A 17,524-nucleotide genomic window follows, 5' to 3' on the forward strand; every position below is an offset into this window, starting at 1 on the left:
GCTTACTCCTCGACGCGCACGGAGTCCAGGTAAGTGCGCACCGCCCACAAAGCCTCCTGGCTCAGGTAGTCGGCCATTTTCGGCATGTACACCCGCCCGTCACGCACTGCGCCATTGCGCACGCGCTCCACAAACCACTCATCCCCCGCCTCGCCGGCGTCCAGCAGGCGCAGGTCAGGCGCGATACCACCGGACTTGGCTTCCAGCCCATGGCACGCGGCGCAGTTCTGGTTGTAGGCGGAGGCGCCGATCTCCACGGCTTTATCGTGCTCGGGCGAGGTGCGATAAGGGTTCACGGCAGCCCAGCCGTCAGCGTCGACCGCCACCCCGGCATCCTTGATCGCCGTCAGCCCTTTGGTCTCCACCGCTTGCGGCACCACATTGCCATGGGCCAGCGCGGAACCGGCACCGATCACACCGACCAACAGCCCGGCCACGAGCAAGGCATTGCGTTTTGTTGTCATTATTTTTGCCCTCAGGATTGCACGCAAAACCTCATGGTTCGAGGTTATGGCAGGCATCTTAAAAACCCTGGGCCACGGGCCGTATGCTGCTTTGGTGGCCGCGCCCTCCTCCCTTGGTAGTAGGGCTTGTGGGGCACGCCTAAAACAGCGGCGCTGCGGGACGTCTTGCCGGCCTCGGCGGACTTGCGGGCTACGACCTTGGTACTGGCTCAGCGGTACTTTCTGCATATTTGCAGGGGGAACGGGGCTTTCTATGCTGGCGCTACCTGTCATGGAGTGCCTTATGCGCCAGCTTGCCCCCTACGCCGTGATCTGCCTGCTGGCGATGGTGTGTGCCCCTGGCAGCCAGGCCGCCGAGGCACCGTTGCCGGTGCCCATCGGTTACCTGGCGTATCGCCCCGACCCGGGACCATTGCTGTCCAATGTGATCGGCGAACCCGCCGACGCCGGGCAACGCGGCGCTGAATTGGCGATCATCGACAGCAACAGCACCGGCGCCTTTCTCAACCAGCATTACAGCCTCACCAGCGCCACGGTCGACACGCCCGAGGCCCTGCTCGCCGCCGCCAAGGCCCAGCATGACCAGGGCCTGCGCCTGTTCGTGGTCAACGCCCCCGCCGCCAGCCTGCGCCAACTCAGCGCCGCATTGCCCGACAGCCTGCTGTTCAACGCCGGCAGCCCCGATGACCGCCTGCGCAGTACCGACTGCCTGGGCAACGTACTGCACAGCCTGGCGAGCCGCGCGATGCTGGCCGATGCGCTGATGCAGTTTCTGGTGGTGCGCAAATGGCAACGGGCGCTGCTGATCGTCGGCCCGACCGAGGATGACCAGGCCTATGCCGCCGCCCTGCGCCGCGCCGCCAAGCGTTTCGGCGTGCGCTGGGTCGCGGAAAAAGCCTGGCGTTTCGATAACGATCAACGCCGCAGCGCCCAGGCCGATATGCCGCTGTTCACCCAAGCGGATGACTATGACGTGGTACTGGTGGCCGACGAGCGCGGCGACTTCGGAGAATACGTGCCCTACCAGACCTGGTACCCGCGCCCGGTGGCCGGCACCCAGGGCCTGACCCCCACCGGCTGGCACAAAACCGTGGAGACCTACGGCGCCGCGCAATTGCAAAAGCGCTTCGAAGCCCTGGCCGGGCGCTGGATGAACGACCGCGACTTCGCCGCCTGGATGGCGGTGCGCAGCGTCGCCAGCGCCGTCAGCAAGCTGCGTCAGGCCGACCCCATGGCGATCCGCCAACTGGCGCTGGGCGAGCAACTGCCGCTGGATGGTTTCAAGGGCCGCAAGCTCAGTTATCGCCCTTGGAATGGCCAACTGCGCCAGCCGATCCCCATCGTGCAGCCGCGTGCGCTGGTCAGTACCTCGCCTCAAGAGGGTTTCCTGCACCCCTTCAACGAAATGGACAGCTTGGGCTATGACCAGCCCGAGGTGACCTGCCGCTATCCCTGAACACTTAAAACAATAAGGAATCCGCCATGCGCCGCACCCTGCTTTCATGCGCCCTGCTGCTTGCCGCCGGGCACGCCGTGGCCAGCACCGCCTGGGTCTCCAACGAGAAAGACAACAGCCTGAGCCTGATCGATATGCAGACCCTGCAAGTCACCGACACGCTCAAGGTCGGCCAGCGTCCACGCGGCCTGCTGCTGTCCCATGACAATAAGCTGTTGTACATCTGCGCCAGTGACTCGGACCGGGTGCAAGTGATGGACGTGGCCACCCGCAAGATCATCAAGGAGCTGCCCTCCGGCAAAGACCCCGAGCAATTTGCCCTGCACCCCAATAACCGCTGGTTGTATGTGTCCAACGAAGACGATGCACTGGTCACGGTGATCGACACCGAAACTGCCAAGGTGCTGGGCCAGATCAACGTCGGCGTCGAACCCGAAGGCATGGCGGTCAGCCCCGACGGCAAGTGGGCGGTGAACACCAGCGAAACCACGAACATGCTGCATTGGATCGACACCCGTACCCAGACGCTGGCCGACAGTACCCCGGTGGACCAGCGCCCGCGCTTTGTCGAATTCAGCCACGACGGTGCGCAGCTCTGGGCCTCGGCGGAAATCGGCGGCACCGTGACGATTCTCGACGTGGCCAGCCGTGCGATCATCAAGACCCTGACCTTCAAGATCAAGGGCGTGCACCCGGACAAGGTGCAACCGGTGGGCATCAAGCTCAGCGCCGACGGCAAGTACGCATTTGTCGCCCTGGGCCCGGCCAACCATGTGGCGGTGATTGACGCCAAGACGTTCGAGATCCTCGACTACCTGGTGGTCGGCCGCCGCGTCTGGCAACTGGCGTTCACGCCCGATGAGAAACAGTTGCTGGCCACCAACGGCGTGAGCGGCGATGTGTCGGTGATCGATGTGGACAGCCTCAAGGTGGTCAAGTCGATCAAGGTCGGGCGCTACCCATGGGGTGTGGTGGTGACACCATGAACGCGCTGGACGTCAGCCAGCTCAGCTTCGCCTATGGCCCCCGGCAGGCGTTGCAAGCGGTGAGCTTCAGCCTGGCGCCGGGGCAGTTTGCAGCGTTGCTGGGGCCGAACGGGGCCGGCAAGTCGACCTTGATCGCCCTGCTCACGCGCTTGTACGACTTGCAGGCCGGCACGATCCGGGTGGGCGGGCATTGCCTGGCGCAGGCCCCGCGTGCGGCATTGCAGCAACTGGGGGTGGTGTTCCAGCAAAGCACCCTGGACCTGGATTTGAGCGTGGAACAGAACCTGCGTTATCACGCCGCGCTGCATGGCCTGTCGCGTCGCGAGGCGGCCGCACGGGTCGACGCCGAGCTGGCTCGCCAGGCCCTTGGCGAACGTCGCCGGGAGCGGGTGCGCGAACTCAATGGCGGCCACCGGCGCCGGGTGGAAATCGCCCGCGCACTGCTGCACGGGCCGCGCCTGCTGTTGCTCGACGAAGCCAGCGTGGGCCTCGACCCGGCCAGCCGGCTGGCGCTCAACCAGCATGTGCGCAGCCTGTGCCTGGACCAGGCAATCAGTGTGTTGTGGACCACCCACCTGCTCGATGAAGTGCGCGCCGAGGATGCATTGCTGATCCTGCATCAAGGCCGCTTGGTGGCCAGCGGGCAGGTCGACACGCTGATACGCGAACAAGGCGGCGACCTGGGCAGCCTGTTCGCCCGCCTGACACGCCCCACGCCGACGGGAGCTTTGGTATGAACGCTTACTGGCAATGTCTGCGCGGCATCGTGCTGCGCGAATGGCTGCGCTTTGTGCTGCAGCGCACGCGGTTTCTCAGCGCCCTGGTGCGCCCGCTGCTGTGGCTGCTCGTCTTCGCCGCCGGCTTTCGCGCCGCCCTGGGGATATCGGTGATCGAACCCTACGACACCTACATCCCCTATGAGGTGTACATCATTCCGGGGCTGGCCTGCATGATCCTGCTGTTCAACGGCATGCAAGGGTCGCTGGCGATGGTGTACGACCGCGAAATGGGCAGCATGCGGGTGCTGCTCACCAGCCCGTTGCCGCGCACGTTCCTGCTGTGCAGCAAACTGATGGCGACCGCGTTGATTTCGTTGTTGCAGGTGTATGGGTTCCTGGCGATTGCCTGGGTCTACGGTGTGCAACCGCCGGCCACGGGCCTGTTGCTGGCGTTGCCGGCGTTGCTGCTGGTGGCCCTGATGCTCAGTGCCCTGGGCCTGTTGCTGTCGAACGCGATCCGCCAGTTGGAGAACTTCGCCGGGGTGATGAATTTTGTAATTTTCCCGTTGTTCTTCCTGTCGTCGGCGCTGTACCCGCTGTGGAAGATGCGCGACTCCAGCGAGTGGCTGTATTGGTTGTGCGCAGTCAACCCGTTCACCCATGCGGTAGAACTGGTGCGTTTTGCCTTGTACGAACGCTTCGCGCCCCTGGCTCTGGCGGTGTGCCTGGGGCTGACCCTGACGTTCGCGCTGCTGGCGGTACTGACGTTCAACCCTCAGCATGCGGCCCTGCGCAAGAAAGGCTGAAAACTACTACTTTGGTACTGGTTTTCGTGTCTATCGTCGCATTCCCAAGGGCTCGGGACTGGCGTGTAATGGCGGCATAACGATAAGGACTACCCTGCCATGCTGCCCGCTCGATTGCCCCTGTTGGCCCTGTTGTGCCTGTTTGTCGCCCGCGCCCAGGCCGACACGCCGCTGTTTTCCGCCGACGGCATGCGCATCAGCCTGTATCGCAGCCCGACTCCCGAGCAGGTGAACGGCGCAACGACCCTCGACACGCCGGCCCTGCAAGCCCTGCTCACCCAGACCCCGCCACCGGTGTTGATCGACGTTTACCGCCGCCCCTGGCTGCAAGGCCGCTTCATTGAAGACCAGCCTCACGCCAACCTGCCCGGCAGCCACTGGCTGGCCAATACCGGCGACGGCGACCTCACGCCTGAGTGGCAGGGATATTTCGTGCGCCACTTGTACCGCTACACCGCCGGCGACCTGACACGAGCGCTGGTGTTCTATTGCCGCTCCGATTGCTGGTTGAGTTGGAACGCGGTAAAACGAGCCGCCAACCTGGGCTATACCTCTGTGTACTGGTATCGCGACGGCCTGGACGCGTGGGAAGCGGCAAACCTGCCGGTGGCAACGGCACAACCAGAACCCTTCCAATAATCAGAATAAAAAGGTGAACGGCCATGTACAAAATCCTGATTGCCGACGATCACCCGCTGTTTCGCGAAGCGATCCACAACGTCATCAGCGATGGTTTCCCCGGCAGCGACATCATGGAAACCGCCGACCTGGACAGCGCCCTCGCCCTGACCCAGGACCACGATGACCTCGACCTGATCCTGCTGGACCTGAACATGCCGGGCATGCACGGCCTCAATGGGCTGATCAACCTGCGCAACGAGTCGCCGACCATCCCGGTGGTGATCGTTTCGGCCGAGCAAGACAAGCAGATCGTGCTGCAAGCCATCACCTATGGCGCGGTGGGCTTCATCACCAAGTCCTCGCCGCGCCAGCAAATGACCGAGGCGATCCAGCAGATTCTCAACGGCAACGTATACCTGCCGTCGGACATCATCCGCACCCAGAAAAACACCGGGCAACGGCGCATGCACGACAACCCGGGCTTTGCCCCGGAATTGCTGCAGGCGCTGACACGCAAGCAATTGCTGGTGCTGGAGCGCATGACCAAGGGGGAGTCGAACAAGCAGATCGCCTATACCCTGGAGATTGCCGAGACCACGGTGAAGGCCCATGTGTCGGCAATCCTGCGCAAGCTGAATGTGCACAACCGCGTCCAGGCGATCCTCAGTGCCGGGGACATTGATTTCGGCTCATACCTGCGCCGCTGACCTTGTAGTGAGCGGGCTCGCCCTAATGCTAGTCAGTTAAGGATTAACGCGGTCACTGTGGGAGGGGCGGTGCGACGATTCGACTTGCTCCCGATAGGCCGCGCAGCGGCCCCAGGCACCTCGGTCTCACTGCAACACCGCATCGGTCTTGTTGGGGCGGCTGCGCCACCCGGCGCGGGGCAAGCCCGCTCACTACAAGGCCGGGCCGAGCAGGTGGCTCATGGCGGTCTTGAGTTTCATGGGGCGCACAGGCTTGTGCATCAGCGTGTACCCCAACTCACGGATCTGCAGCTTCAACTCATTGCTGTAGTTGGCGGTGATCATCATGGCCGGGATCGCACTGCCGCGCCGGGCGTTGATGCGGGCCACGGCGTCCACCCCGTTCTGATCGTCGTCCAGGTGGTAGTCGGCGATCAACAGGTCCGCCTCGGCGTGGTAGTTATCCACCTGCCGCGCCAGATCCTGCTCCGACAACGCCGTGATGACCCGGCAGCCCCACCCTTCCAGTAACGTGCGCATACCGGCGCAGATCGCCGCGTCGTTATCCAGCACCCACACCCGCGCACCTTGCAGGCGCTCCAGCAACGCTTCGCTCATCGCCACCATCGGCAGCGGCCTGGGCGCGGTAGCGCTGAGCGGCACCTCCACCGCAAACATCGAACCCTTGCCCGGCCAGGACCGGACGCTGATGCGATGGCCGAGTATCCCGGCGATCTTTTCCACGATCGCCAACCCCAGGCCCAACCCCCGGTCCTGGTCCGGGCGCTGCACATCGCCGCGCTTGAACTCCTGGAAAATCTCCTCCAGGCGCTCCTCGGCGATGCCCATGCCGCTGTCCCACACCTGGATCGACAACCGTTGCGGGTGGCGCCGGCAACCGAGCACTACACGGCCTTTATAGGTGTAGCGAAGCGCATTGCTCAACAGGTTGCGCAGGATCCGCGCAAGCAACTGGATATCACTGCGTACCAGCGCCGAGCAGCCGATAAAGCGCAGTTCCAACCCTTCGGCGCGGGCCAACTGGGTGTACTCGGCGGCCAGGTTGTCCAGCAGTTCACTGAGGGCAAAAGGCGCGATGTCCGCCTTGATCACACCGGCATCCAGCTTGGAGATATCCACCAGGGTGCCCAGCAGGTTTTCCACGTCTTCCAGGGAGTTGCTCACGTTGCGCACCAGGGTTTCGCTGGGGCGTTCGAGCAAGGCGCTGGTAAACAGCCGAGCGGCATTGAGCGGTTGCAGCAGGTCATGGCTGACGGCGGCGAGGAATTTGGTTTTCGACAGGTTGGCCTGCTCGGCCTCCAGCTTGGCTTCGCGCAGGCGGGTTTCCATGCGCCGACGCTCCTCGATCTCCTTCAACAGCTGGTCGTTGAGTGCGGTCAGTTCCGAGGTGCGCTGGGCGACGCGCTGCTCCAGATGTTGATAGGCCTGGTGCAAGGCTTCGGCCGTGCGGCGGCGCTCGGTGATGTCGCGGATCAGCACGAATATCCCGACCACTTCGCCCGTGGCCAACACGTTCGGCACATAGGAACGCAGCATGTAGCGTTCCTGGTTATTGATATTGGTTTCGGCGAATTCGAAGGTCACGCTCTCCCCGGCCAGGGCGCGGGCGACATACGCGTCCAGGCGCTGACAATGCTGCTCGCTGTGCACTTCGCGCAGGCTTTGCCCGAGCATCATGCCGCGCGGCCAGCAGTACCACTCTTCATACACCTTGTTGGTGAATTCGTAGACCAGGTCGGCATTCAGGTAGCCGATCAGGGCAGGCACGTTGTCGGTGATCAAGCGAATCCAGCGCTCGCTTTCCTGCGCCTTCTGCGCCGCGACCTGTTCGCCGCGCAAGGTTTCGGCGCGCAGCCGGGCGTTGATCAGCAAATGGTTGCTGGCCTTGAGTTCGGCCATCGCCTGGTTGAGTGCATCGGTGCGTTCGCGCACTTGCTCGGCCAACACCACCGAATGCTGGAAGGTGGTGTAAGGGCTGTTGCCCTGGGGCAGGCCCGACTCGATGCGCTCGATCAGCGCCGCATTGATGCGCGCCAGCTTGTGGTTGTCCTGTTGCAACCGGGCCACCTGGGCGAGCAGTTCAGCGTCGGCCTCGGGCAATGGCGACCCCGGTGAAGGTCTGGTTGATGTGCATGCCATTGAACTGTTCTCCGTAGGTGTTGAAGCCCATCACCCGGTGGTCGCGCAGGAACGTGCCGATCGGCTCCAGGTCGCCGTTGTCTTCCAGCTCCAGGCGGCGCAGGAAGCAGTCGCAGCCGATGGTCAGCAGCAGCTCGCCGAGACGCGATTGCAAGCCGTCGAACAGGGTTTCCAGGTTGGGCAGGATCGGCCCTGGTGTCATCGCGGTGAGCACGATGCCGTTTTCCACCGCGCAGTAGAAACTCAGGCTCAGGTCATCATGCACCTGCTGGATCGCGCGCACGTAGTAATAGTCGTGGATACGCACCGCCAACGGGTGCGCAGCGAAGATGCGGTGGTCAAGGTCGGCCACCGCGACGCCGATATGGCGCGCGTACTCTTCGGCGGCGGGCTCGGCGTTGAGCTCGAACACACGACGCGACGGGCTGTCGGCGCCGGTCACCACCAGTTTCTCGGTACGCGGCCGGATGTGGTGGGTGGTGAACACCTCGAAATCCAGCCAGGTATTGACCAGCACCACCACCGCCGCTCCGCTGTGGAAGACGCCGTTGAAGTACACGTGGGTATGCAGGAAATTGTCATCGCCGGCCGAGCCGCCGAAGTGCGGGATATCGCCCAGGGCGGCGCTGAGGGCAGCCAGTACCATTTCTTCGCGGCTGGACAGGCCGTCGAGCAAGGTCAAGGCGAATGTATTGCCCTTGATCGGCGCCAGGGTGTTGCTGCGACAGCCGCCGACCAGACGCTCGACCATGTCCTGGGCGTTGATCAGGCTGAAGTGTTCCACCTGGTCGATCAGTTCGGTGGCGATGGAGAAATGCGCGTGGTTGAACCCTATCGCGGTGATGCAGTTACGGCCGTAGCCCTGGGTCGTGATCTCGCCCGCGCTGGTGCAACCGACCACGCGCACCGTGCCGAAGCATTGCTGCAAGGCGTTGCCCAACGCCTGCAGATCGTACGACGCCGAGCAAAAAAACAGCACAAACCCCAGGTACGGATGCAGCAGCTGTCGCGCCAACTCTTCGGCGGCCTGCCCGGCATCCATGGCCTGGGACATGGCACTGACTACGCCTTCACTGTTGTACATCGTGTGCTCCCCCTCTGAGGCATGAGTGTACGAAGGGTCGGGGGTGGCACCTATGCTACTTGGGTACTGGGTGGGGGGATGCGATGGGATAAGGCGTGCAAGCGCGCACGCTGCCTTTGGGGGCAAAGCGCGGGTGCTTTGGGCGGGCCACGGGTGCCCGCCACTCAGGACGTAAGACCGGCCTTGAACAACATGCCAACCGCGACCAGGACGCACAGGCCGGCAAAACCCACCTGCAAGGCGCGCGCCGGAACCCGCGCGCACAGGCGCCGACCGACCAGCATGCCGACGATACTGGCAGCGATGAACACCCAGCCCAGCGGCTCGATGCGCACACCCGCGTGGAACGCGCCCGCCACACCGATCAGCGAGATCAGGCTGATCACCATCAACGACGTGGCGACGATGCCGCGCATCTGCACATCGGTGAGTTGCTTGAAGGCCGGTACGATCAGAAAGCCGCCGCCCACCCCCAGCAGGCCCGACACCGCCCCGGTCACAGCGCCCAGCGCAGCCAGCGTGGCGCTGCACTTGGCGGTCCAGGCCAGGCGCCCGGTCTGTTGGTTGAGCATGCAGTTTTTCTGGCCCCAGGAGGCGCTGCCATGATCACTCGGCCCGGCCGCGTTTTTTTCACGCTGCAACATGCGCCAGGCCACCAGCCCCATCAACCCGCTGAACAGCGCCATCAGCAGGTGTTCCGGCAGTTGATGGGCGAGGAACACCCCCAAGGGCGAAAACAGCCCGCCGAGCACCGCGATCAGCAACGCGGCGCGATAGCGCACCAGGCCATGGCGCAACCCATCGATCGCGCCGACGGCCGCAGCGGCGCCGACGGCGAGCAGCGATACCGGCGCGGCCTGGGTCATGCTCAAGCCCAACCCCAGGACCAACGCCGGCACCCCGAGGATCCCGCCGCCCGCGCCGGTCAAGCCCATTACCAGGCCCATCAGCAAGCCCAACACACTGGCCAGCAGCATTCAGTCCACCTTGCTCAGGCGGGTCAGCCACTCACGGCCCTTGAGCATGCCGTTCCAGTAGAACCAAGGCAGCAGGGTCGCCTTGAGGAACCACATCGAGCGCCGCGCCCGGGTCGGGTCGAGGGCAAAGGTCGGCAGCAGCTTGCCGCCGTAGCCGAATTCGGCCAGCACCACCTTGCCCTTCTCCACCGTCAGCGGGCAGGAACCGTAGCCGTCATACTTGAGCGGCAGCGGTGCCTGCTTGCGCAGGGCCAGCAGGTTTTCGGCGACCACCACGATTTGCTTGCGCACCGCCGCGGCGGTCTTGGCGTTGGTGGTGGAGCACACATCGCCCAGGCCGAAGATATGCGGGTAACGCAGGTGTTGCAGGCTGTGCGGGTTCACTTCGCACCAGCCGGCGGCATCGGCCAGGGCGCTGTGGCGGATAAAGTCCGGCGACACTTGCGGGGGTACCACATGCAGCAGGTCGAAGGTTTTTTCCTGGAGCGTGACGTTACCCTCGGCGTCTTTGACTTCGAACCAGGCCTTGCGAGCCGGGCCGTCGACTTTCACCAGGTTGGAATTGAACGCCAGCCGGGCGTTGTACTTTTCCACGTACTTCATCAACGGCGGAACAAAGGTCGCCACGCCGAACAACGCAGCGCCCGCCAGGTTGAACTCCACCTCCAGGCTGTTCAGGCGGCCCTGCTTGAGCCAGTGATCGCAGGACAGGTACATGGCCTTCTGCGGCGCACCCGCGCATTTGATCGGCATGGCCGGCTGGGTAAAGATCGCCTTGCCGCCCTTGAGTTGCTGCACCAATTGCCAGGTGTAGGCGGCATGTTCATAGCTGTAATTGGAGGTGACGCCGTTCTGGCCGAGGGTCGCTTGCAGGCCCTCGACCTTCTCCCAGGCCAGGCGCAGGCCGGGGCACACGATCAGGTTGTTCCAGGTCACGCGCTGGCCGCTGTCGAGCACCAGGGTCTGTGCGTCCGGCAGCAGTTCGGTGACGGCGGCCTGCACCCAGGTGACGCCATTGGGCAGCACGTCGGCCAGGGGGCGGCGGGTCTTTTTCACGTCATAGGCACCGCCGCCCACCAGGGTCCAGGCCGGCTGGTAGCTGTGGTGAGCGTTCGGTTCAATCAGGATGATGTTCAGCTGTGGGTCGCGCTTGAGCAGGCTGGCCAGCAGGCCGATGCCTGCCGAGCCGCCGCCGATGACTACGATATCGCCACTGATGGTTGGGCCACAGTGTTGGTCATTCATGGTCGATCGCCTTCTTGTTGCATGCACACAAGGGTCGCTGCCGGATGGCGTCACGCCCAGCTTTTTATGACCGCGCCGCAGTACAGCCCGGACAGGGTTTTCATCACTTGAATCACTTCGTGGCTGGCCAGGCCGTAGAAAATGTATTTGCCTTCCCGACGGGTAGCGACCAGCCCTTCATCACGCAGGATGCCCAACTGTTGCGACAGGGTGGGCTGGCGTACGCCGGTCATGGTTTCCAGCTCGCCGACGTTGCGTTCACCTTGGGTCAACTGGCAGAGAATCAACAAACGATCCTCGTTGGCCAGCGCCTTGAGCAACGTGCAGGCCTTGGACGCCGATGCACGCAACTGGGCGACTTCGCCTTCGCTCAACGTAGATTCCATTTGCCTCAGGTCCTTTGTGTCACTTAAGCTCAAAACATTATGTGTAAATGTAAAGTGATTGTAATCACTTTTTTCAGCATCAGGGACAGCCGTCATGTCAGCGTTGATTCAATCCTTTCTGGACGAGGCGTCGTCGACCTACACCTATGTCGTCTATGAAGCCGACGGCGGACCCTGCGCCATCGTCGACTCGGTGCTCAACTACGACCCCGCGTCCGGGCGCACCGATACGCGCCAGGCGGACAAAGTGATCAGCTTTGTACGGGAACACCAACTGCAGGTGCAGTGGCTGCTGGAAACCCATGCCCACGCCGATCACCTGTCCGCCGCGCCCTACCTGCGCCGGACCCTGGGCGGCAAGATCGCCATCGGCCAGTGCATCAGCAAAGTACAGGGCGTGTTCAAGAACCTGTTCAACCTGGAGCCGGAGTTTCGCGCCGATGGTTCACAGTTCGATCATCTGTTCGCGCCGGATGAAATCTTCTCTATCGGCGGGCTGAAAGCCCAGGCGCTGCATGTGCCCGGTCATACACCGGCCGATATGGCTTACCTGATCGACGAGCGCCTGATCCTGGTGGGCGACACCCTGTTCATGCCCGACGTGGGCACCGCCCGCTGCGACTTCCCCGGCGGCGATGCGCGGCAGTTGTATGCGTCGATGCGCAAGCTGCTGGCCTACCCAGCGGATACCCAACTGTATGTATGCCACGACTATCCGCCTGCCGGTCGGGAGGCCAAGTGCCTGACAACCGTGGCGGAACAACGCGCAGGGAATATCCATGTGCATGACGGCGTGGATGAAGCGGCGTTTGTAGCCATGCGCACCCAGCGCGATGCCGGGCTGGGCATGCCGACGCTGCTGTTGCCGGCGATCCAGGTGAATGTGCGGGCGGGCAACCTGCCGCCCGCAGAAGATAACGGTGTGGTGTACCTGAAGATTCCACTGAACCAGCTCTGAAGCGCACTTACTCGAAGTACGACGCTCGGGAGGGTGCGAGCCCCGACCACAATTCGTCGACATGCTTGAAGCCCCAGTCTTCGGCGTTTTCACGGCCGATGATCTTGTCCGGTTGCTCAGCCAGGTTGACCAACGACTGAGGAATCGGCAAGCGTGAACGCACCGAAAAAAACACTTTGACCTTGGGCGCCAGCAGCGACGTGGGGCTTTGTTCGACCACCACGCCAATGCGACCACTTTCCAGGCGCACCAAGGCGCCAACGGGATAAATGCCTACGCACCGAACAAACGCCTGGAACACCCGCGCATCAAAATGGCCCTTCCACTCCGCCATTCTCTGGATCGCTTCGGCGGGGCCCCAGCCTTGCTTGTAAGGGCGATCAGAGGTGACCGCATCATAAACATCACACACCGCGCCCATCTGGGCGAACAGACTGATCTGGTCCTGCGCCAGCCCATTGGGGTAACCGCTGCCATCATGTTTTTCATGGTGATGCAGGCACACATCCAATACCAAGGCGCTGATCTGCGGGCATAACCGTAACATCCGAGCACCTTCCTCCGGGTGCCGGCGTACCGTGCCGAATTCCGTCTCGGTCAATTGGGCGGGCTTGTTCAAAATATCCTCGGGAATCGCCATTTTCCCTACGTCATGAAACAACCCCGCCAGCCCCGCTTCCTGGACCAACTCGGGCGAAAGTTCCAACTGCCGCGCCAGTGCGATCATCAAGCCACTGACGGCGACGGAGTGCATGTAGGTATACTCATTGGCTTTTTTCAGGCGCACCAGGCTGAGCAAGGCATGGGGGTGACGCAGCACGGAGCGGGAGATCTCCTCCACCAGGCTCGCCACCTGAGGCACATCCACCGCCTGCCCCATGCGCAGTTCGCTGAACATACGGATGACGGCACGTTTGGCGACCGCGCATACCTTCACCGCACGGGCTATCTCGGCCTTCATGTCCACCGGAGTCGCCACCACCGGGCGCACTATCCTTGTGTTATTGAGGGTAACCGCAGCCGGTCGAACACGTGGTGGCTCATCGCAGCCCTTGGCCGTGTCGATCCAGACCCGCCGGACCTGCGACATCAGCAAACGCTGCAGGTCCTCCTCGCGCTCCAGTAAAAAGCTGCTTCTCCAGAACCCGTGGTCGATCCATGGGCCCTCCAGCTTATGAATGTGCATGCCCAGAATCACCCGTGAGCACGGAATGCACTTCAACATTTGTCCATCCCCCAACGCCTGACTGCCCCCGCCATCAACTCACGGAGAACTTCGCCACGATCTGTTTCAGATCCACTGCCAGTCGCGACAGTTCCTGGCTGGCGATGGACGTCTGGCCGGCAGCCGACGAACTCTGGATGGACAGGTCGCGGATGCTGATCAGGTTCTGGTCAACCGAACGCGCCACTTGGGCTTGCTGTTCCGAGGCGGTCGCGATCATCAGGTTGCGTTCGTTGATGTCGGTAATGGCTTGGGTGATCTGGGTAATGGCCACGCCGGCTTCATGGGCAACCTTCAAGGAATCCACCGCCTCGTCGCGATTGAGCGCCATGGACGCCACCGCCTCGCTCGAGCAGCTCTGGATCCTGGCAATCATCTGTTCGATTTCCTGGGTCGACGTTTGCGTTCTATGAGCCAACGCCCTGACTTCGTCGGCCACGACCGCAAAGCCTCGCCCCTGCTCCCCAGCCCGTGCGGCCTCAATTGCCGCATTCAAGGCGAGCAGATTGGTTTGCTCGGCAATCGAGCGGATCACTTCGACCACCCGGGCAATGTCCTGGGCCTGCTTGGCCAGCCCTTCGACTTCCACCCCGGTCTGCTGCACCGTGGAACTCAACTTCTCAATTGATGCGATGGTTTGCGTCACACGCTCCTGGCCCACTTTGGCCGAGCGCTGGGAGTCTTGCGTCGACTGGGAGGCAGACACCGCATTCCTCGCGACTTCCTCCACCGCCGCAGTCATCTCATTGACGGCGGTGGCGGCCTGATCAGTCTCCATACTCTGGCGCTCAATGCCGGCGGTGGACTCGCGAGTGATCGCACTCATTTCCTCCGCTGCCGAAGCCAACTGGCCGGACGCTTCGGATATGTGCTGCAGGGTGCTTTTCAGGTTCATTTGCATGGCGGCGGTCGACTTCTGCAGGTCGGTCAATTCGTCCTTGCCGCTGATGGTAATGGCCAGGCGTAGATCACCGTCGGCGATCTTGCCGGTCGATACCAACAACTCACGCACCGGGTGGATGATGCTGCGGGTAAACAGACGTGCGACTACCACGGTGATCAGCACCGAGCTGACCATCAGTATCCAGGTGAACAGACGGGCGGCATCATGTTCACGGGCAGCGAATTGCACCGTCGACGTGGAGCCCTGTTCATTGATCGCTATCAACTCGTCCAGGTCCTTCTGCGCCTTAAGCCCAATCGGGCCGTTGACGTCACGCAAGTACGCCGCCATCTGCTCAGGAGAAAAGCTGGAAGCCTGGGCCAGAAACTCGTCCATTTTCTGGCTGTAGCTCTTTATATCGGTGAGTACTTCGTTGTACTTGGCTTGTTCCTCAGGGCTCGACACCAGGGGTGCATAGCTGTCGGCAACTTGCAGCGCCTCATCGCGTACGGCCTTGACCTTTTCAAGGGAAGCGGGGTCCTTGGCGCCGTATTCCATGGCATAACGGCGCAAATCGAGACGCAGTTTGTAAAAAGCGGTGTCAATCTTGCCCGCCAGACGAATGCTGGGAAGCCAGTTGGTATCTATTTCGACCGTCGACGAATACACCTGATCGACTTTTATGAGAGTCATTGCGCCTTGTATCAACAGCAGGAAACAGACCACACCGAAGCACAGTGTGGTACGAAAATTCAGTTTCAAGGATCTCATGGACATGCGGCTCACCCTTCCCTTGGCCGCGTAGGACGCGGCCTGACGAGTACGACTGTGTACAAGTGAAGGTGAAAAAAGTGTGACTGTCCAAGTCGTTTTTTATTGAAACCGCCCAATAAAAAAATTCGATTATTTACTTAGCTAAACATCAAAAAAACCGGCTCTTGCGGTTATTAACCGTCACACCATCAGCCCATCCCGAGGCAATGGCAGCGCCGTTTTATACCGCACTTGTTTGAGGGCGAAACTGGAGCGGATATTGGCTACGCCCGGCACCTTGGTCAGAAAGTCCATCATGAAACGCTCCAATGACTGGATCGTCGGCACCAGCACCCTGATCAGGTAGTCCGGATCACCGGCCATCAGGTAACACTCCATCACTTCCGGACGGTCTGCAATCGCCCCTTCGAACTGCTGCAACGCCAGTTCATTCTGCTTTTCCAGGCTGACATGAATGAACACATTCACGTGCAGCCCCAGCAGGTCGGCGTCGAGCAACGTGACCTGCTCGCGAATCAGCCCCAACTCCTCCATCGCCTTCACCCGGTTGAAACACGGCGTGGGCGACAGGTTCACCGAACGCGCCAGGTCGGCGTTGGTGATGCGAGCGTTCTCCTGCAATGCGTTGAGAATGCCGATATCGGTACGGTCCAGTTTGCGCATGAGACAAAATCACCTGTTTATTATGTTTATGTAGTTTTTTTATCCGCAAATGATCTCGGGTGCAATGAAACAGAGATAAATATTCTTCTACGCCACGCCTATGATTGTTGTAGGACAAGATTTCTCCTACCCGGAGTCTGACTGTCAGCTAGCGCGCCCACTACAAGAAATTCACAAGATAGAGCGTAGAAAGCCATGACCCAGCAGTACGAACCGCTGCGCCTGCACGTTCCCGAACCCTCGGGCCGCCCAGGCTGCAAGACCGACTTTACCTACCTGCGCCTGAACGACGCCGGCCTGGTGCGCAAACCCGCCATCGACATAGAACCCGCTGACACCGCCGACCTGGCCAAGGGCCTGATCCGTGTGCTCGACGACCAGGGCCAGGCGCTTGGCCCGTGGGCCGAAGACGTCTCGGTCGAGATCATGCGCCGCGGCATGCGCGCCATGCTCAAGACGCGGATTTTCGACAACCGCATGGTGGTCGCCCAGCGTCAGAAGAAAATGTCGTTCTACATGCAAAGCCTCGGCGAAGAAGCCATCGGCAGTGCCCAGGCCCTGGCCTTGAACATCGACGACATGTGCTTCCCCACCTACCGTCAGCAAAGCATCCTGATGGCCCGCGAAGTGCCGCTGGTGGACCTGATCTGCCAACTGCTGTCCAACGAGCGCGACCCACTCAAGGGCCGCCAGCTGCCGATCATGTATTCGGTGAAAGATGCCGGTTTCTTTACTATTTCCGGCAACCTCGCCACCCAATTCGTACAAGGCGTGGGCTGGGGCATGGCCTCGGCGATCAAGGGCGATACCAAGATCGCGTCGGCCTGGATCGGCGACGGCGCCACCGCCGAGGCCGACTTCCACACTGCTCTCACCTTCGCTCACGTGTACCGTGCGCCCGTGATCCTCAACGTGGTCAACAACCAGTGGGCCATCTCCACCTTCCAGGCCATCGCCGGCGGTGAAGCCACGACCTTCGCCGGACGCGGCGTCGGCTGCGGTATCGCCTCGCTGCGCGTGGACGGCAACGACTTCATCGCGGTGTACGCCGCCTCCGCCTGGGCCGCCGAGCGTGCGCGGCGCAACCTGGGGCCGACCCTGATCGAATGGGTCACCTACCGCGCCGGCCCGCACTCGACCTCTGATGATCCATCGAAATACCGCCCCGCCGATGACTGGAGCCACTTCCCACTCGGCGATCCGATTGCGCGCCTCAAGCAGCACCTGATCCGGATTGGCCAGTGGTCCGAAGAGGAACATGCGGCGGTCAGCGCCGAACTTGAAGCCGAAGTGATCGCCGCGCAAAAACAGGCCGAACAGTACGGCACCCTCGCCGGCGGCCAGATTCCAAGCGCCGCGACCATGTTCGAAGACGTCTACAAAGAGATGCCGGAGCACTTGAAGCGCCAGCGTCAAGAGTTGGGGATCTGA

General features: G+C 62.2%; 17 protein-coding genes. 8 read left to right on the forward strand and 9 right to left on the reverse strand.

Annotated features, from left to right (window positions below):
* Window positions 1–2: 2 nt before the first annotated feature.
* Window positions 3–464, reverse strand: a complete 462-nt coding sequence (gene pedF / locus C9383_RS25840) for a cytochrome c-550 PedF (RefSeq protein WP_090370041.1) — start codon at window positions 462–464, stop codon at window positions 3–5.
* A gap of 283 nt (window positions 465–747) precedes the next feature.
* On the opposite strand from pedF, the gene C9383_RS25845 reads away from it, so the two are divergent.
* The 6 genes from C9383_RS25845 (at window position 748) to C9383_RS25870 (ending at window position 5,759) form a co-directional block, all read left to right on the forward strand.
* Window positions 748–1,920, forward strand: coding sequence for an ABC transporter substrate-binding protein (locus C9383_RS25845; protein ID WP_090370039.1), 1,173 nt, complete (start codon window positions 748–750; stop codon window positions 1,918–1,920).
* 26 nt (window positions 1,921–1,946) lie between these two features.
* A complete protein-coding gene (locus C9383_RS25850; RefSeq protein ID WP_090370037.1) occupies window positions 1,947–2,906 on the forward strand; it encodes a YVTN family beta-propeller repeat protein in 960 nt (319 codons plus the stop codon).
* Window positions 2,903–3,643, forward strand: a complete 741-nt coding sequence (locus tag C9383_RS25855; protein ID WP_090370033.1) for an ABC transporter ATP-binding protein — start codon at window positions 2,903–2,905, stop codon at window positions 3,641–3,643. Before C9383_RS25850 ends, C9383_RS25855 begins: the two co-directional genes overlap by 4 nt.
* Window positions 3,640–4,431, forward strand: coding sequence for an ABC transporter permease (locus C9383_RS25860; RefSeq protein ID WP_090370031.1), 792 nt, complete (start codon window positions 3,640–3,642; stop codon window positions 4,429–4,431). Before C9383_RS25855 ends, C9383_RS25860 begins: the two co-directional genes overlap by 4 nt.
* Before the next feature lie 99 nt (window positions 4,432–4,530).
* On the forward strand, window positions 4,531–5,070 hold the full coding sequence (locus tag C9383_RS25865) for a PQQ-dependent catabolism-associated CXXCW motif protein (RefSeq protein ID WP_090370029.1): 540 nt from the start codon (window positions 4,531–4,533) through the stop codon (window positions 5,068–5,070).
* Between the two features lie 23 nt (window positions 5,071–5,093).
* Complete coding sequence (locus tag C9383_RS25870; protein WP_060756797.1) at window positions 5,094–5,759, forward strand: response regulator transcription factor; 666 nt, start codon at window positions 5,094–5,096, stop codon at window positions 5,757–5,759.
* A 192-nt stretch (window positions 5,760–5,951) separates the two neighbouring features.
* On the opposite strand, the gene C9383_RS25875 is transcribed toward C9383_RS25870, so the two are convergent.
* The 5 genes from C9383_RS25875 to C9383_RS25895 all read right to left on the reverse strand — a co-directional run bounded on the left by C9383_RS25875 (window position 5,952) and on the right by C9383_RS25895 (window position 11,590).
* Window positions 5,952–7,898, reverse strand: a complete 1,947-nt coding sequence (locus tag C9383_RS25875) for a PAS domain-containing hybrid sensor histidine kinase/response regulator (protein WP_090370027.1) — start codon at window positions 7,896–7,898, stop codon at window positions 5,952–5,954.
* Window positions 7,840–8,982: a nitric oxide-sensing protein NosP gene (gene nosP, locus C9383_RS25880; RefSeq protein ID WP_090370025.1), complete on the reverse strand. Its 1,143-nt coding sequence runs from the start codon at window positions 8,980–8,982 to the stop codon at window positions 7,840–7,842. The genes C9383_RS25875 and nosP overlap by 59 nt, the downstream gene beginning before the upstream one ends.
* Before the next feature lie 164 nt (window positions 8,983–9,146).
* Entirely contained in the window at window positions 9,147–9,959 is an 813-nt protein-coding gene (locus tag C9383_RS25885) for a sulfite exporter TauE/SafE family protein (protein ID WP_090370022.1), read from the reverse strand.
* Entirely contained in the window at window positions 9,960–11,204 is a 1,245-nt protein-coding gene (locus C9383_RS25890; RefSeq protein ID WP_060756801.1) for an NAD(P)/FAD-dependent oxidoreductase, read from the reverse strand. It lies immediately after the preceding gene.
* A 50-nt stretch (window positions 11,205–11,254) separates the two neighbouring features.
* Window positions 11,255–11,590: an ArsR/SmtB family transcription factor gene (locus C9383_RS25895; RefSeq protein ID WP_090370020.1), complete on the reverse strand. Its 336-nt coding sequence runs from the start codon at window positions 11,588–11,590 to the stop codon at window positions 11,255–11,257.
* A 94-nt stretch (window positions 11,591–11,684) separates the two neighbouring features.
* On the opposite strand from C9383_RS25895, the gene C9383_RS25900 reads away from it, so the two are divergent.
* Window positions 11,685–12,548, forward strand: coding sequence for an MBL fold metallo-hydrolase (locus C9383_RS25900; protein WP_090370018.1), 864 nt, complete (start codon window positions 11,685–11,687; stop codon window positions 12,546–12,548).
* A gap of 7 nt (window positions 12,549–12,555) precedes the next feature.
* On the opposite strand, the gene C9383_RS25905 is transcribed toward C9383_RS25900, so the two are convergent.
* From C9383_RS25905 to bkdR, 3 genes are all read right to left on the reverse strand, one after another.
* A complete protein-coding gene (locus C9383_RS25905; protein WP_090370015.1) occupies window positions 12,556–13,773 on the reverse strand; it encodes an HD-GYP domain-containing protein in 1,218 nt (405 codons plus the stop codon).
* Window positions 13,774–13,807: 34 nt separating this feature from the next.
* The gene (locus C9383_RS25910; RefSeq protein WP_090370013.1) at window positions 13,808–15,433 is read right to left on the reverse strand and encodes a methyl-accepting chemotaxis protein; all 1,626 of its coding nucleotides are present in this window, start codon (window positions 15,431–15,433) and stop codon (window positions 13,808–13,810) included.
* 177 nt (window positions 15,434–15,610) lie between these two features.
* Complete coding sequence (bkdR, locus tag C9383_RS25915) at window positions 15,611–16,093, reverse strand: Bkd operon transcriptional regulator BkdR (RefSeq protein WP_060756806.1); 483 nt, start codon at window positions 16,091–16,093, stop codon at window positions 15,611–15,613.
* A 195-nt stretch (window positions 16,094–16,288) separates the two neighbouring features.
* On the opposite strand from bkdR, the gene C9383_RS25920 reads away from it, so the two are divergent.
* Entirely contained in the window at window positions 16,289–17,524 is a 1,236-nt protein-coding gene (locus C9383_RS25920; protein WP_060756807.1) for a 3-methyl-2-oxobutanoate dehydrogenase (2-methylpropanoyl-transferring) subunit alpha, read from the forward strand.

It is taken from the genome of Pseudomonas palleroniana, from assembly GCF_003031675.1.
Taxonomy (GTDB): domain Bacteria; phylum Pseudomonadota; class Gammaproteobacteria; order Pseudomonadales; family Pseudomonadaceae; genus Aquipseudomonas; species Aquipseudomonas palleroniana.

What these genes read in the sequence shown, in the direction of transcription:
- C9383_RS25875 (WP_090370027.1), bottom strand. Translation starts at nt 7,898, where the DNA reads ATGGCATGCACATCAACCAGACCTTCACCGGGGTCGCCATTGCCCGAG.
- C9383_RS25845 (WP_090370039.1), top strand. Translation starts at nt 748, where the DNA reads ATGCGCCAGCTTGCCCCCTACGCCGTGATCTGCCTGCTGGCGATGGTG.
- C9383_RS25920 (WP_060756807.1), top strand. Translation starts at nt 16,289, where the DNA reads ATGACCCAGCAGTACGAACCGCTGCGCCTGCACGTTCCCGAACCCTCG.
- C9383_RS25860 (WP_090370031.1), top strand. Translation starts at nt 3,640, where the DNA reads ATGAACGCTTACTGGCAATGTCTGCGCGGCATCGTGCTGCGCGAATGG.
- C9383_RS25855 (WP_090370033.1), top strand. Translation starts at nt 2,903, where the DNA reads ATGAACGCGCTGGACGTCAGCCAGCTCAGCTTCGCCTATGGCCCCCGG.
- C9383_RS25885 (WP_090370022.1), bottom strand. Translation starts at nt 9,959, where the DNA reads ATGCTGCTGGCCAGTGTGTTGGGCTTGCTGATGGGCCTGGTAATGGGC.
- bkdR (WP_060756806.1), bottom strand. Translation starts at nt 16,093, where the DNA reads ATGCGCAAACTGGACCGTACCGATATCGGCATTCTCAACGCATTGCAG.
- C9383_RS25865 (WP_090370029.1), top strand. Translation starts at nt 4,531, where the DNA reads ATGCTGCCCGCTCGATTGCCCCTGTTGGCCCTGTTGTGCCTGTTTGTC.
- pedF (WP_090370041.1), bottom strand. Translation starts at nt 464, where the DNA reads ATGACAACAAAACGCAATGCCTTGCTCGTGGCCGGGCTGTTGGTCGGT.
- C9383_RS25850 (WP_090370037.1), top strand. Translation starts at nt 1,947, where the DNA reads ATGCGCCGCACCCTGCTTTCATGCGCCCTGCTGCTTGCCGCCGGGCAC.
- C9383_RS25870 (WP_060756797.1), top strand. Translation starts at nt 5,094, where the DNA reads ATGTACAAAATCCTGATTGCCGACGATCACCCGCTGTTTCGCGAAGCG.
- C9383_RS25895 (WP_090370020.1), bottom strand. Translation starts at nt 11,590, where the DNA reads ATGGAATCTACGTTGAGCGAAGGCGAAGTCGCCCAGTTGCGTGCATCG.
- C9383_RS25910 (WP_090370013.1), bottom strand. Translation starts at nt 15,433, where the DNA reads ATGTCCATGAGATCCTTGAAACTGAATTTTCGTACCACACTGTGCTTC.
- C9383_RS25900 (WP_090370018.1), top strand. Translation starts at nt 11,685, where the DNA reads ATGTCAGCGTTGATTCAATCCTTTCTGGACGAGGCGTCGTCGACCTAC.
- nosP (WP_090370025.1), bottom strand. Translation starts at nt 8,982, where the DNA reads ATGTACAACAGTGAAGGCGTAGTCAGTGCCATGTCCCAGGCCATGGAT.
- C9383_RS25905 (WP_090370015.1), bottom strand. Translation starts at nt 13,773, where the DNA reads ATGTTGAAGTGCATTCCGTGCTCACGGGTGATTCTGGGCATGCACATT.
- C9383_RS25890 (WP_060756801.1), bottom strand. Translation starts at nt 11,204, where the DNA reads ATGAATGACCAACACTGTGGCCCAACCATCAGTGGCGATATCGTAGTC.